We start from the raw sequence: 14647 nt of genomic DNA on the forward strand, positions 1-14647 counted from the left end.
AATTTGCATTTAAATATCTCATAACATTTTCTTTTGAGTTTTTTGATGTTTTACATCATCGTTTTACTAGCTCGGCTTTCCCCAAGGCTGAGCTTTTTTTTATTTGTTTTTTACACATTATTGATGAAAATAACACTACAGAACAATGACGATAAAACACTTATAGTGACAGATTATTCTACTTTTCCAGCTTTATGATCATGTCGAAAAAATTAAAATGTCTGACGCTTTTTACAGCCATCTTTTTTGCAATTCCTATGGCTGCTTGTCAAAGTTTAAGCCAACAAAAGCAACAGCTCACGACAGAAAAAAATGATCAGCAGCAGATCTCAAGTTTATTCCAGAGCGCTCAAACCAGTGGTGTTTTGGTGATTTATGACGGCAAGAAAATTCAAAGCTATGGCAATGCGCTTGATCGTGCAGAGCAGCGTTATATTCCCGCCTCAACCTTTAAAATGTTGAATGCTTTGATCGGGATACAACATCATAAGACTGCACCAAATGAAGTGTTTAAATGGGATGGAAAAAAGCGAGCATTTAGTAGCTGGGAAAAAGATTTAACCTTAGCTGAAGCGATGCAGGCATCGGCGGTACCCGTTTATCAAGAGTTGGCAAGACGGATTGGTTTAGAACTGATGACCCGTGAAGTGAAGCGTGTAGGTTATGGTAATAAAAATATTGGGACGCAAGTGGATAATTTCTGGTTAGTTGGTCCCTTAAAAATTACTCCCGTAGAGGAAGTTCGTTTTGCCTATGCATTAGCAAAACAGAAATTACCCTTTGATCAGCCGACACAGCAACAAGTCAAAGCGATGTTATTGGTGGATCAGATCCAGGATACCAAAATCTATGCCAAAAGCGGTTGGGGAATGGATGTCAGCCCGCAAGTGGGTTGGTGGACGGGGTGGATTGAACAGCCAAATGGTAAGGTCATTGCATTCTCACTGAATATGCAAATGAGCCAGCCTGAACATGCAGATGCACGTAAAGCGATTGTGTATCAAGCCTTGCAACAGTTGGGATTGTTAGCCACTTAAATACTCAAAAAAGACCCAGCTTTTGGGGAAAGCTGGGCTGAGAAAGGATGTTTAACTTGGGGGAGAAAACATCCTAGAGGGTTAGGGGTAAAATTCTGTAATCTCTGTATGTTTAAATTATGTGCTTTGGAAGGTGATTTGTGAAATTGATAATTTATATGTTTGGAATAGAATTTTTCGATTTTAAAGTAGGTTCAAGATTGAAAACCTGCGCTGAACCCAAGTGAAATATGATTGATATTATTTAAACTAGAAGTTTAGCGGCAAAACGTTTAGAGCACTGCTGATGTGCAATGAGATTCAAAACGTTTTGCCCATTGAATGAATTAAATTTCGTGATTACCACTCGTAACGTAAGCGAAATAAATGCATGTCAGGCGTATGGTTGCTGTCTTGGGTATACAGGTGCTCGTAGTCAAAGCCAACACCATGATTGAAACGGATTGCCACGCCAATGCCATGATCGCGTCGAGAGAAATCGTAGCCGCTCCGATATTTTAAATAATTCCCCATCAGATAAGGCTGTATGTATTGCATGCCATGATGGCCAAGGTCGATATGATAGCCTGCATAATATTCAAGCCCATACGCTTCAGTGTCTAACAGGTTTTCAACAGATTGGGCGGTGGTCTGATCCAGTGCATCAAAGTTAGGCAATAGATTTTTATACCAGCCAACACCAGTACTGAGCATCCATGTCCCATCAAAATAGAACAGGGCAGACGCAAGCATATCTTGAGAGAGCTTAGATGTTGCATGATCAGATTGCAGCTGAGCTTTGTTGTGTTTCCATGAAATTGCCCAGTTTAAGTTTTTATTTAAGTGAATATCGACAGCGGCTTCTTGACCAGATTTGCGTTGATAACGGAGCTGATTCAGACTGGTGTGATCTTCAAATAAATAAGCCGCATAAAAATCAATATTTTCTGTTTTTTTCTCATATCTTAAAGTCTGACGGGCTGCTTGAGTCCCATCGAAATAAGCAAAAGGGCTCCACGTTTGCGGTTGTGCCAATGTGCTGTAGTCCCAAAGATCGGTTTTGGCTCCCACCACATCGTAATACAGACTATAAATTTTTCCATATTTTAAAGTGCCATAGCGATGGCTCGAGATTCCCGCATAGGCTTGTTCTGTGGTCAGACGCTCATCATTGCTTTGATAATGCCCATCCCAATCTAAAATTTTGGCTGGATTAATAAAATTTTGATAACCCGTAATCAAATGTAGATCATCATTGATTTTATAGTCGCTATTGAGATAGATCCTGCTGGTTGAGCTATAGCCATTGCGACGATATTTCTGTGCTGCATTGGATGGCTGATACTGATCGAAATTCAGGGCTTGCAGTCGGAGACTGCCAGCACTGCTCAGTTTAAAGTTGTCCTGCGCAGTGAAAATCTGATCCTGATTGATCAATTCAATCTGTGCAAATGCCGAAGAGCAGAGTGCAAAACTCAGGGCAATAAAAACCCGATGGTATTGAAGTTTGAACTTAACCATTTTTACATACGTCCATGTATAGATTTAAGGGTGAGCGGTTAATCTCCGATGAAAATATTCATCTAAGATGTTGTAATGATGCGTGTTATCCAGTAACTGGAAGGAGACAAAGTCTGGGTCGATGGCTTTCCTTCGATGAAAATACGACTGACTTTGCCTGATCAATTCATCGAGCTCTTGCGCACCACAGAAAATGGCATAGGGCTTTTGGACAGCGGTCTCAAGTAGGATGGGACTATATTGTCGAATCTCCTGTTCAGAAAGATTCAATGCTGTATTTAAATGGGTCTGCTGAATGGGTGCGAGATCATAAATGCCACTCAATAAAACGGCTTCACTTACAGCAGGATGGGTGAGCATTAATGCAGATAAATGAGCCCCCGCAGAATGCCCAACCAACATCATCTCTTGAGTGCTCCATGCTTGTTGTTGGATAAAATCAAGTGCTTGTTGGATTTGCTGGACGATTTCGCCCATGTTGCGTTGCGGAGCCAAGTCATATTCAAGCAAGACACATTGCATATTATTTGCAAGCACATCAGTGGCAATAAAGGCAAAATCGGATTTATTGCACCATTGCCAATAGCCACCATGCACAAACACGACAGTTTTGCGTGCCTGTGCTAAAGGAAAGAGATCTAAGCAGGATCGAACCGTCTCAGCATAAGCAATATTCTGAATACAGGGGTGTTGCTGATAGCTCAACCGACTACGCTGTTGAAACTCCATCAGAATAGCTTGCTCATTTGCAACCGTTCGAGAATTATCATAAAGCTTCATGGCGTGTTTACTCAGAAGCTTCGGTGTTTGTGCTTAAATCGAGCTTTGCCGAGCTGCGTTTTAGCATATAAAAAACGATTAACAGCAGAATAAAGGGAATGCCAAACTGTAGCGTAGATTTAAATTCGGCAGTGAACCACGTGGTGAGGGTAATGCTCAGAATACTGAATAAACCAAACAGTGAAATGAACTGACTTGCTGGAATTTTGTATTTTAATCCAATACCATTTTTCGCCATATGCCGTCTAAAGCAGATATGGGTCACAAAGATGCTGCCCCAAGTAAATAATGCGCCGAACATGGATAAGGCAATCATGATGGGGAAAGCTGATTCAGGATTGATGGTATACACCACGCTGGCAACAGCAATCCCCATGGCGGATAAAAACAGCGCATTGATGGGCACGCCATTGGGGCGGATTTTACCGAAAATTTGAGGTGCATCGCCTGCCCGTGACAAGCTAAATAACATTCGGGTTGCAATGTACAGCATGCTATTCATGGCAGAGAGGGCGGCGACAATTACGATGAAATTGAGAATGCTATCAGCATATGGAATCCCGACAATTTTCATCACGGTCACAAAGGGACTACTGGCATCTTTGCCAATCAGTTCTGTCCATGGAACCAGTGCTACGATTAAAGACAGGGACAGTAAATAGAATAAAATCAGACGCAGTGCGGTACTTTTAAAGGCGTATTTGACCGCTTTTTCTGGGTTCGATGCTTCACCTGCAGCGACAGCAATCATTTCAATACTTAAATAACTGAAAATAGAAATAATCACCCCAATCCAGACGCCACTGAATCCATTGGGAAAGAAGCCACCGTGTCCAGTCAGATTAGTCAGCACATGATGACTTTGCTGAGAGTTTTGAGTCAAAATGCCGATTGCTAACAGAATAAACACGATAATGGCAAAGATTTTAATGGTGGAAAACCAGTATTCCACCAGTCCAAATGCTTTGACGCTATAAGCATTCACTGCAAGCAGAGTACCTGAAAAAAACACGATCCAGATCCATGCGGGCAGATCGGGAAACCACATTTTCATATAGTCTGCGACGGCGGTGATCTCTGTTCCAACCGCCAGTACGATACAGGCCCAATAACTGTAGCGTACCAAGAAACCCGCCAAGGGGCTGATATAATGTTCAGCATAGGCCCCAAATGAGCCTGAAGTCGGGTGTTGCACTGTCATTTCGGCGAGACATGCCATTAGCGCAAAGGCAATCAGCCCACCAATGGCATAACTCAAAATGACAGCAGGGCCAGCAAAGCTAATCGCAAATTTGCTCCCCATAAACAGCCCAGTTCCAATCGCACCACCAATGGCAATCATTGCCATCTGTTTAGCGGATAATTTTTTATGTAATCCTGCTTCACGTGCTTGAATCTTATCAAAATTATTCATTGGCCTCTCCTAGCCATCAGCTCAATCCGAAAGTGACGACTTAGGTCACTTCCCCCCGTACCAGGTAGCTTTCATTGTTCCATTCTTGATGCTGCATGATGGCTTTGAGATGTTGCACCGCATGCCAGATATCTTCAAATCCAAGATACAGTGGGGTGATACCAAAGCGTAAGACTTCAGGTTCACGATAGTCTCCGATTACGCCACGGGCAATCAGTGCCTGAATAATTTCATAGCCATGCGGATGTTGATAGCTGACATGGCTGCCGCGATATTGATGCGCTATTGGGGTGATCAGCTCGAAACCATACTCAGCACATTCTTGATCAACCAGCGCAATAAATAGGTCAGTCAATTTAAGCGATTTCTCACGAATTTTCTGCATGTTGGCTTGCAGGAAAATATCCACCCCACATTCGATCAGGCTCATGGAAATAATCGGCTGAGTGCCACACAGATAACGGCGAATATTGTTGGCTGGCTGATAATGCTGAGCCATGGCGAAAGGCTTTTGATGTCCCCACCAGCCAGAAAGTGGTTGCCAGAACTGATCCCGATGTTTAGGGTTGACCCAGAGCAGCGCAGGTGAGCCTGGACCACCGTTGAGATATTTATAGGTACAGCCAATGGCAAAATCACTGTGAGTTTGATTGAGGTCGATGGGTACAGCGCCAACAGAGTGACATAAATCCCAGATGATTAAGGCATTATGGGCATGGATTTGCTGATTAATTGCGGCCATATCATAGAAATAACCAGTGCGATAATTGACATGAGACAGCACCACAACAGCGACATCAGTCGTTAAAATTTCGCTTAAACCTGCCACACCCTCAATCAATTCGACCTGATAGCCTTGATTGATCAAGTCAATGAAGCCTTCGATAATATAAATATCGGTGGGGAAAGCGTCTTTTTCCGCGACAATAATTTTTCGCTGTGGATATTTTTCAGCCTGAATTTTAACTGCGGCCGATAATACCTTGAATAAATTTAAGGTGGTCGAATCAGAAATCACAGTTTCGCCAGCATTGGCCCCGATCAGTTGCCCGACTTTATCGCCTAAACGGGTCGGTAAGCCCCACCAATCTGCTTTATTCCAACTGTTAATGAGATCTTCACCCCATTCTTGTTGAATAATATGCTGCGCATAATTTAAAGATTGCTTCGGTCTTGCACCTAAAGAGTTACCGTCTAGATAAATCACATTGTTAGGCAAGGAAAATTGATTTTTAAATGTGCCGAGCTCGTCTTGTTTATCCCAATACAGACATTGTTCATGTGTCACCATATTGAATTTCATCCCTTTATTCATTGAATTTCACTGTTAAATTTTATCACTGCAATTTTTGTTTTTTATCCGATAAAATCAGTAGATAAAATTGAAAATTAGGATATGATTTCAATAATATTTAAATTATTAGAATAATTTCCGAATATGAATATTGATGCGATTGATCTGAAAATTCTAAATTTCTTGCAAAATGATGCACGCCTGAGTAATCAGGAATTGGCCGATCTGGTGAATCTTTCCCCCTCCGCCTGTCATCGACGAGTCAAGCTTTTGGAAAGCAATGGCATTATCGAGAAGTACCAAGCCAAGCTCAATTATGAAAAACTGGGTATTAAAATTGAGGCAATTGTTGAAATAAAATTAATTCAACTTACTGAAACTGATCATAATTTTTTCTTAAAGCAGATTGATGGCTTTGAAGAAGTTGTCAATGCTTATGTGATTACAGGTGAGTCCAACTATGTGCTGCATGTCGCAACCAAAGACCTGAATGCGTTTTCACAATTCATTATTAATAAATTGAATAAGATTAAAGGCATTATGAGTATTAATTCTAAGATCATCTTAGATAAGGTAATTCAGAAAAAACTGCTCTAACTGACAGGAGGATATGGCGAATTGGGTTGGATTTCAAAAAATTTATTTTAATAAGATAAATTACTTAGTTAATTTAATTTAAATAAAAATCATTCTCACTTTTGGTTTTAACAAATAACATTGATCTTAAAATAATGATTTAATCCATTGCATCGCAATTAATGTAACCAAAAACCTCGGTTTAAGCGTGGTAGTGCGATTTAGAATTCGGGTAAAATTAATCTCTGTTTAAAAATCAATTGAGATCGTTCTTGAAAAGTGCAAGGTGTGTGAATGGGGCGTAAATTAAAAAGCTCGAAATTACGATCTGAGCAAATTAGCCGTCGCCTCTTTTTCTGCATGATTGTCATTATCTTTTCGATTTTTTATCTTTCCATTCCTTTAATTATCAATAGTTACCAAGAATATATAAAATCTGACCAGACCCTCACAGAAATTACCTGTCTGCGCGCCTTAGTCAAAACATCCAATAAAATTTCCAGAGAACGAGCTCCTGCCAATAAATTGATGTCGAGTCAGCCTGAGGTGCTGTTAGAAAATCAAAAGGAGTTATTCGAGTACCGTAAAATTGTTGATGCAGAAATTGATGACACCATTGCGATCTTAAAGCAAAACGGTTTTAGGCTAATTGCCTATGAATTGGAAACAGATTTAAAAGTTAAATTATCCAAAGCGCGCGGTATTGTTGATGCCTATGCCAATACACCCCATGCTGAGCGAACATCGAAACAGTATGATCATGCAATTTTATCGATGTTTAGTGTCTGGGATGAAAGCCGTGATTTTTTAACGTGGTTATTGGTACGTTCCAACAGCAAGAATAGCAAGATGTCGAATTACTTTACGGCAATTCTGGTGCTCACGGATATGCGTGATCAGGCAGGGCGGGTGGCATCTAATATTATGGCGCCTGTGACCTTTGATGAGAAAATTTCAGATGAGAACCGAGCGCGCTCGTTACAGACTCAACATCAAGCCATTTATCTCTGGGAATTAATTGACACGATTCAGCCGGAACAGTCAAAGACGCCTGAATATGTGCGTTTATATCGCCGTGTGAAAACCGAATTTTTAGATAAAGGCTTGCCGATCGTGGCGAAGCTGCTTGATGAAAGCAAGAATAACCAGGCGTATTTTCTGTCGGGTACGGAGCTGACAGAACGAATGGTGGGGAAATTTACCACGGTAATGGATTTGCAAAACTATATTCTGGATTACAGCATCCAAGTTGCAGTGAATGAAAATAAATTCGCAAAGCGGCAGTTTATTTTTACTTTAATTATTTCTAGCCTATCTTTATTGATCGCTATTTTTACCATGATCTACGCCAAGCGAAGGGTGTTTAGTCCATTAATTCATGCGCGTAATATGATTTTACGCCTTTCGGGAACGTCTGATGAGCTGCCTGCGGAAAACAAGCGGAAAGGCGAATTTTTCTCCTTGTTTGAGGCGATTGATAAACTCAAAGTCATGTTGACACAGCGTGATCAAATGGAACTGCAACTTAAACAAATTGCGAATACCGATGTGTTAACCGGAGTCGCCAATCGCTTGGCTTTGGATGAATATATTCAAATGTTGGAATCCAAACCTGAATCTTTGTCACAGACCTGCGTGATTGCAATTGATATTGATAATTTTAAGTTCGTGAATGACCAGTATGGGCATATTGTCGGGGATCAGGTGATTAGCATGATTGCTGATCAACTAAAACATAATGTGCGGGCCTCGGATTTAATTGTGCGTTATGGCGGTGATGAGTTCTTGGTGGTGATTGAAAATATCCAGATGGGCGCTGCCAAAGTGGTTGCAGAAAGTATCCGCGCGGCTATTTTAAAAGAAACGATTGTCGTGCCGAATGTAGCGGCGTCGCTTCATGTTTCGGTCAGTATCGGTGTGGCGATTGGCGCCAAAAGTTGGTTGGAGCTGTTGGAAAAAGCGGATCAGTCCTTGCTCAAGGCAAAAGCGAAAGGGAAGAATATCGTAGAGACTTGATGGGAACAGAGGCTGGATTTATTCAAGCACCTTTCATAAAAAATGAAAAGCAGGATGAAATTGCAATACGTCATCCTGCTTGAGAACATTAACATTTATTGAATGGGAATATTATTTCAACATTGGTTTTAAGAAACGACCAGTATGTGAAATTTCAACTTGCGCCACGTGTTCTGGTGTCCCTTCAGCAATAATCTGACCACCACCCGAACCACCTTCAGGGCCAAGATCAATCACCCAATCGGCAGTTTTGATCACATCCAGATTATGCTCAATCACCACGATGGTATTGCCCTTATTGCGGAGCTCATACAAAATGTCGAGTAACTTGGCAATATCGTGGAAATGCAGACCTGTGGTCGGTTCATCCAAGATATATAAGGTTCGACCTGTATCGCGTTTTGCCAACTCACGTGCCAGTTTGACCCGTTGTGCTTCACCACCAGAAAGCGTGGTTGCGGCTTGCCCTAAGCGAATATAGCCGAGTCCGACTTGGGTTAAGGTATCTAAACGACGATGAATCACCGGAATGGCGCTAAAGAATTCAGCTGCATCTTCTACCGTCATTTCCAGTACATCAGAAATGTTTTTGCCTTTATAACCGACTTCTAAAGTTTCACGGTTATAACGCTTGCCATGGCAGGCATCACATGGCACATACATATCAGGCAAGAAGTGCATCGCGACCTTGATCATGCCATCGCCTTCACAGGCTTCACAACGGCCACCTTTCACGTTAAACGAGAAACGACCTGCACTATAACCACGGGCTTTGGCTTCAGGGGTTTGTGCGAATAACTCACGAATCGGTGTGAATAAACCCGTATAAGTTGCTGGATTTGAACGAGGGGTACGACCAATTGGACTTTGGTCAATATCGACCACTTTATCTAAATGCTGTAAACCATCGATTGAATCAAATTTTTCCGCAGTCAGGGTAGTCGCACCATTGAGTTGAGTCGCAGCTAAAGGCAATAAGGTACGGTTAATCAGCGTTGATTTCCCTGAACCTGAAACTCCTGTGACACAGGTCATGATGCCCAATGGGATGGTCAGGTCAACATTCTGCAAGTTATGCCCGCTAGCGCCAGACAATTTGATAACTTCATCTGGACGCGGTGAGACGGTACGTTGTTTCGGTACTTCAATTTTGAGCTTGCCTGACAGGTATTGGCCTGTGAGCGAGTCCGCATGATTGGCCAATTCATCATAAGTGCCTTCAGCAATCACCGCACCGCCATGAATCCCCGCACCTGGACCGATATCAATAATATGGTCAGCCGCACGAATTGCATCTTCATCATGCTCAACCACCAACACGGTATTGCCGAGATCACGTAAACGAATCAGGGTTTGCAGTAGACGATCATTATCACGTTGATGTAGACCAATTGACGGTTCATCCAGTACATACATCACGCCCATTAAACCTGCACCGATCTGTGAGGCTAAACGGATACGTTGCGCTTCACCGCCTGAAAGGGTTTCAGCTGAACGTGCCAAGCTGAGGTAATTCAGGCCAACACTAACTAAGAAGTGTAAGCGTTCACGAATCTCTTTAAAGATTTTATCGGCGATTTCACCCTTGGCCCCTTCAAGGTTCAGGTCTTGATAATAGTGTTCAGCATCGCCAATCGACATTTTGGTGATTTGGGCAATGGTCTTGTCTTTGACCCGCACATGGCGAGAGATTTCATTCAGACGTGAACCGCCGCAAGCATCACAAGCCGCATTCGACAGATATTGCGCCAGATCATCACGCACATAATTCGATTCAGTTTCGCGGTAGCGACGTTCTAAATGCGGCAAAATCCCTTCAAAGGCTTGCACACGACTGTGTTTACGACCACGTTCATCAATATAACTCAGATCGATTTTCTCTTTGCCTGAGCCTTGTAAGAACTTTTTCTGCGTGTCTTTATCCAGTGTGTTCCACGGTTGGTCGAGGTCAATATTGAAATGATCCGCGACTTTTTGCAGCATGGTGTAGTAATACGGACGCTGTCTGTCCCAGCCGCGAATCGCCCCTTGGCTAATGGATACTTCTGGATTCGGAATCAGTTTATCAGCACTGAAATGGCTACGCGTTCCCAAACCATCGCAGACAGGGCAAGCGCCGAATGGGTTGTTGAATGAGAATAGACGTGGTTCAAGTTCAGCCACGGCACGGTCACACTCAGGGCAGGAGTGTTTAGCTGAAAACACACGTTCAGGATGTTCGCCATTCATCCACGATAACACCGCAATATCGCCGCCTAGACGCAGTGCGGTCTCAAATGATTCTGCAATACGGTTACCCAGATCATCACGTACTTTAAAGCGATCGACTACCACTTCAATGGTATGTTTTTTCTTTTTGTCCAGTTCAGGTGGAGTATCAATATCAATGATTTCACCATCGACACGGGCACGCACAAAGCCTTGGCCTTGCAGCTGTTCAAACAGTTGGGTGTATTCGCCTTTACGCTCGCGCACCACAGGCGCAAGCAACATCAAGGCAGTGCCTTCTTCAAGGCTTTTGACTGCATCGACCATTTCTGAAATGGTTTGTGCCACCATCGGCAAATCATGTTCAGGGCAGTAGGGTGTACCTACGCGCGCATAGAGCAAACGTAAATAGTCATAAATTTCGGTAATGGTACCCACGGTTGAACGTGGGTTATGGCTGGTCGACTTTTGCTCAATCGCAATTGCAGGGGATAAACCTTCAATCGAGTCGACTTCTGGTTTTTCCATTTGTGACAGGAATTGACGCGCATAAGCCGAAAGTGATTCGACATAACGACGTTGACCTTCGGCATACAAGGTATCAAAGGCCAAGGATGATTTACCTGAGCCAGAAAGTCCCGTAATCACCACAAACTTGTCACGTGGAATATCGAGTGACACATTTTTTAAATTATGGGTACGTGCGCCTCGAATACGGATATGACTTTGACTCATAAATACATCTCAATAAGCTGAATATGAAAACAGGTATATGATAGCGATTTAAAATCGTTCAAGTGGTATAAAAATAATTAAAACGACAAATTGTGACGGTTAATGAACTGGTTCACATTTATCTCACGCGATGCGCCTCGTATTTTTAGCATTCAATGCCGCAGATTACCATGTAAAAATTGATCACTTATTAAAATACATAATTTACTAGACGACTGGTCTAATATTGATTTATAGTGTGTGCATGAAACGATCAAATAAAAGTGAAGCCACGCGACAACATATTCTCGATACCAGCTTTGAATTGGTATTACGTAAGGGTTTTGTCGGTGTTGGCTTGCAAGAAATTCTCAAAGCCTGTGATGTCCCGAAAGGGTCGTTCTACCATTATTTTGCTTCTAAAGAAGCATTTGGCTGTGCTTTGCTCGAACAATATATGGCGGATTATAAAGTCCGTGTCGAACAGCTCTGGCAACATACCGAACAAAGTGCGCATGCACGTTTGATGGCGTTATGGCAGGCATGGATCGATGATCCTGTTTATGGCAGCTGGGCAGAGAATTGTCTGATTGTGAAATTAGCAGCAGAGGTTGCTGATTTGTCCGACGACATGCGTCAAATTCTCAACCTTGGTGTGCATCGATTGACGCAACGTGTGGCCTTGTTATTACAAGAAGGGCAACAACAAGGCTCGATTCCTGCCCATCTTGACCCACTTAAAACCGCTCAGGTGTTGTATCAATTGTGGCTGGGTGCGGCCCTGATGACCAAGTTAGCGCAAGACAAAGCACCGCTACATTTAGCTTTAGAAACCACACAACAGCTGTTACAGCCGATTAAGGAATAAACCATGCAAAGTATTATTCATCACAGTTTTGGTGAACCTGTAGAGGTATTGCAGCTGGCAGAAATGCCACAGCCTGAACCTAAAGCAGGTGAAGTTCGCATTAAAACCATCATGTCTCCTATGCATAACCATGATGTTTGGACCGTACGTGGTAGCTATGGCTATAAGCCAACGCTCCCTGCCATTGGTGGCAGCGAAGCGGTAGGTATCGTCGATGCAGTAGGTGAAGGTGTTGATGCAAGTAAATTAGGACATCGTGTTGCGGTTGCTGGCGTACATGGCAGTTGGGCAGAATATTTTATTGCACCTGCACAAAGCATCATTCCGTTAAATGATGCAATCGACAATGAAACGGCAGCTCAACTGATCGGCATGCCAATCAGTGCCTTGATGCTACTTGATTTTGTTAATCTACAAGCAGGCCAATGGTTGATTCAAAATACGGCCAATGGTGCAGTGGGTAAAACCGTTGCGATGATTGCCCAAGCGCGTGGACTACACGTCATTAATTTAGTTCGCCGTACTGATGCGATAGCAGAAATGCAGGCTTTGGGGATTCAGCACATCGTGGCGACGGATCAGCCAGATTGGAAACAACAAGTCAAAGCCATACATACAGATCAGCCCTTAATTGCTGGGGTGGATTCAATTGGTGGCAGCGCCAGCGGGGAAATGTTGAGTTTACTCAGTGAAAATAGTCTGTTGGTTTCATTTGGCAGTATGACTGGCGAGACCATGCAGATCTCATCGGGCGATCTGATTTTTAAACAAGCCACGGTTAAAGGGTTCTGGGCCAGTGTGGTCAATAAAGAAATGCCAGTGGAACGTAAAAAGGCTTTGTTTGTAGAACTGATTACATTGGCGACGCAGAAAAAACTAATTTTACCAGTTGAAGGTGTATTCAGTTTTGACCAGATTAATACTGCCGCGTTGAAAGCAACTCAAGGTGCGCGTCAGGGTAAAGTGTTGTTAACACCATCATTGTAAAAAATAAGGGGTCAGTTTTGCGACTGATCCAATTAAATTCAAACACAATAAAAAGGAAAAAATCGCATGTTGGGACAAGTATTGATCGGGTTAATTGCAGTATTGCACGTTTATATCTTGGTACTGGAAATGTTTTTGTGGGACAAGCCCTATGGTTTAAAGGCCTTTGGCAATAGTCTGGAAAAAGCACAACTGACCAAAGTATTGGCACAAAATCAGGGGCTGTATAATGGTTTCCTTGCCGCAGGTTTATTTTGGTCATTACTGGCACCTGCCGACTATGCAACGGCGATTGCCAACTTCTTTTTAGGCTGTGTGTTGATTGCCGGGATTTATGGGGGTCTGACTGCGAGTAAAAAGATTATCTACATTCAGGCGGTGCCTGCATTGATTGCTTTAATAGTAGTGAATGTTTTTTAATCGAAAATTGATATAGGCATTTGAGCCTATTTATGTTTTAATGCGCTCAGTTTGAGATGAGCCTCATACAGTATATCGGACGATACGATATACGACTAAGCCCCTTAATTGGGGCTTTTTTATGTCTGGAGAAAATACGACTAAACTGATACTTAGGCTTGATCGAGTCCTAACCATTGACGTTGTTGATAGGCACTGTCCCAGAATAACCATTCCAGTTTTGCACCCATGCGATAAGCCGCATGCATCTTGGCTAAGGTATCCTCATCACACCGTGCAGCGACTTTATCAACCGTCGCAATCACATTACGCACCGCGGTATTAAATTCTTCCCCTGCATAGGTATCGATCCATGCTTGATAGGGATTGTTGGCAACCGATTGACTGACGATGTCTTTACCTACTTCGGCATAAATCCAGAAGCATGGCAATAAGGCCGCTAAAATTACAGGATAGCTTTCCGACCATGCGGTTGCTGTCAGGAAAGATGTGTAATGATGGCAGGCCAGTGTTAGTGGTGTGTTTTCAAACTCGGTTTTGCTGACATCAAATTCCTGCATAAAATCATTGTGTAAACTTCGTTCTACAATAATGGCAATTTTAGCCGCTTCAGAAAATTGAATCACATCATCAGCTTCATAGGCTTTAGCGGCAGCAACAGCCAAGGCACGTCCATAGGCCAATAAGTAATGCGCATCTTGAATCACATAATGACAAAAGGCTGAACGATCGAGTGTGCCTGCTGCAAGCTCCTGATTAAAAGGTAGTGCTAATATTTTTTGATATAAATCTTGATTACGTTGCCAAACATCTTGAGAAAACGTCATGGAATG

12 protein-coding genes are annotated in these 14647 nt (G+C 42.7%); 6 read left to right on the top strand and 6 right to left on the bottom strand.

What is annotated here, in order from left to right; translation table 11 throughout:
* Nucleotides 1-194: 194 nt before the first annotated feature.
* The gene (locus NG55_RS09900; protein WP_081401608.1) at nt 195-1037 is read left to right on the top strand and encodes an OXA-286 family carbapenem-hydrolyzing class D beta-lactamase OXA-671; all 843 of its coding nucleotides are present in this window, start codon (nt 195-197) and stop codon (nt 1035-1037) included.
* A 339-nt stretch (nt 1038-1376) separates the two neighbouring features.
* Here NG55_RS09900 and NG55_RS09905 read toward each other — a convergent pair whose 3' ends face one another.
* The 4 genes from NG55_RS09905 to kynU are packed head-to-tail and all read right to left on the bottom strand — an operon-like array spanning nt 1377 to nt 6022.
* Entirely contained in the window at nt 1377-2537 is a 1161-nt protein-coding gene (locus NG55_RS09905; RefSeq protein WP_065343156.1) for a porin, read from the bottom strand.
* Nucleotides 2538-2561: 24 nt separating this feature from the next.
* Nucleotides 2562-3317 carry an alpha/beta hydrolase gene (locus tag NG55_RS09910; RefSeq protein WP_065343157.1) on the bottom strand — a complete coding sequence of 252 codons (756 nt, stop codon included), beginning with the start codon at nt 3315-3317 and terminating at the stop codon, nt 2562-2564.
* A 7-nt stretch (nt 3318-3324) separates the two neighbouring features.
* On the bottom strand, nt 3325-4731 hold the full coding sequence (locus NG55_RS09915; protein ID WP_065343158.1) for an amino acid permease: 1407 nt from the start codon (nt 4729-4731) through the stop codon (nt 3325-3327).
* Nucleotides 4732-4771: 40 nt separating this feature from the next.
* A complete protein-coding gene (gene kynU, locus NG55_RS09920; RefSeq protein ID WP_065343340.1) occupies nt 4772-6022 on the bottom strand; it encodes a kynureninase in 1251 nt (416 codons plus the stop codon).
* Nucleotides 6023-6169: 147 nt separating this feature from the next.
* On the opposite strand from kynU, the gene gigD reads away from it, so the two are divergent.
* Entirely contained in the window at nt 6170-6622 is a 453-nt protein-coding gene (gene gigD / locus NG55_RS09925; RefSeq protein ID WP_065343159.1) for an Lrp/AsnC family transcriptional regulator GigD, read from the top strand.
* Between the two features lie 273 nt (nt 6623-6895).
* On the top strand, nt 6896-8617 hold the full coding sequence (locus NG55_RS09930) for a GGDEF domain-containing protein (protein ID WP_065343160.1): 1722 nt from the start codon (nt 6896-6898) through the stop codon (nt 8615-8617).
* 111 nt (nt 8618-8728) lie between these two features.
* Here the strand turns inward: NG55_RS09930 and uvrA are convergent, their stop codons facing one another.
* Nucleotides 8729-11560, bottom strand: coding sequence for an excinuclease ABC subunit UvrA (gene uvrA / locus NG55_RS09935; RefSeq protein ID WP_065343161.1), 2832 nt, complete (start codon nt 11558-11560; stop codon nt 8729-8731).
* A gap of 244 nt (nt 11561-11804) precedes the next feature.
* On the opposite strand from uvrA, the gene NG55_RS09940 reads away from it, so the two are divergent.
* The 3 genes from NG55_RS09940 to NG55_RS09950 all read left to right on the top strand — a co-directional run bounded on the left by NG55_RS09940 (nt 11805) and on the right by NG55_RS09950 (nt 13814).
* Nucleotides 11805-12407, top strand: a complete 603-nt coding sequence (locus tag NG55_RS09940; protein ID WP_065343162.1) for a TetR/AcrR family transcriptional regulator — start codon at nt 11805-11807, stop codon at nt 12405-12407.
* A gap of 3 nt (nt 12408-12410) precedes the next feature.
* Entirely contained in the window at nt 12411-13394 is a 984-nt protein-coding gene (locus NG55_RS09945; protein ID WP_065343163.1) for a zinc-binding dehydrogenase, read from the top strand.
* A gap of 66 nt (nt 13395-13460) precedes the next feature.
* Complete coding sequence (locus NG55_RS09950; RefSeq protein WP_016542671.1) at nt 13461-13814, top strand: DUF1304 domain-containing protein; 354 nt, start codon at nt 13461-13463, stop codon at nt 13812-13814.
* A gap of 152 nt (nt 13815-13966) precedes the next feature.
* On the opposite strand, the gene tenA is transcribed toward NG55_RS09950, so the two are convergent.
* Nucleotides 13967-14641, bottom strand: a complete 675-nt coding sequence (tenA, locus tag NG55_RS09955) for a thiaminase II (RefSeq protein ID WP_016542672.1) — start codon at nt 14639-14641, stop codon at nt 13967-13969.
* Nucleotides 14642-14647: the final 6 nt, after the last annotated feature.

Source organism: Acinetobacter gyllenbergii (assembly GCF_001682515.1).
Classification (GTDB): Bacteria; Pseudomonadota; Gammaproteobacteria; order Pseudomonadales; family Moraxellaceae; genus Acinetobacter; species Acinetobacter gyllenbergii.

Excerpts from the sequence above, each read along its gene's own strand:
- NG55_RS09945 (WP_065343163.1), top strand. The coding sequence starts at position 12,411 with ATGCAAAGTATTATTCATCACAGTTTTGGTGAACCTGTAGAGGTATTG.
- NG55_RS09940 (WP_065343162.1), top strand. The coding sequence starts at position 11,805 with ATGAAACGATCAAATAAAAGTGAAGCCACGCGACAACATATTCTCGAT.
- NG55_RS09905 (WP_065343156.1), bottom strand. The coding sequence starts at position 2,537 with ATGGTTAAGTTCAAACTTCAATACCATCGGGTTTTTATTGCCCTGAGT.
- gigD (WP_065343159.1), top strand. The coding sequence starts at position 6,170 with ATGAATATTGATGCGATTGATCTGAAAATTCTAAATTTCTTGCAAAAT.
- NG55_RS09930 (WP_065343160.1), top strand. The coding sequence starts at position 6,896 with ATGGGGCGTAAATTAAAAAGCTCGAAATTACGATCTGAGCAAATTAGC.
- kynU (WP_065343340.1), bottom strand. The coding sequence starts at position 6,022 with ATGGTGACACATGAACAATGTCTGTATTGGGATAAACAAGACGAGCTC.
- uvrA (WP_065343161.1), bottom strand. The coding sequence starts at position 11,560 with ATGAGTCAAAGTCATATCCGTATTCGAGGCGCACGTACCCATAATTTA.
- NG55_RS09915 (WP_065343158.1), bottom strand. The coding sequence starts at position 4,731 with ATGAATAATTTTGATAAGATTCAAGCACGTGAAGCAGGATTACATAAA.
- NG55_RS09950 (WP_016542671.1), top strand. The coding sequence starts at position 13,461 with ATGTTGGGACAAGTATTGATCGGGTTAATTGCAGTATTGCACGTTTAT.
- NG55_RS09900 (WP_081401608.1), top strand. The coding sequence starts at position 195 with ATGATCATGTCGAAAAAATTAAAATGTCTGACGCTTTTTACAGCCATC.
- tenA (WP_016542672.1), bottom strand. The coding sequence starts at position 14,641 with ATGACGTTTTCTCAAGATGTTTGGCAACGTAATCAAGATTTATATCAA.
- NG55_RS09910 (WP_065343157.1), bottom strand. The coding sequence starts at position 3,317 with ATGAAGCTTTATGATAATTCTCGAACGGTTGCAAATGAGCAAGCTATT.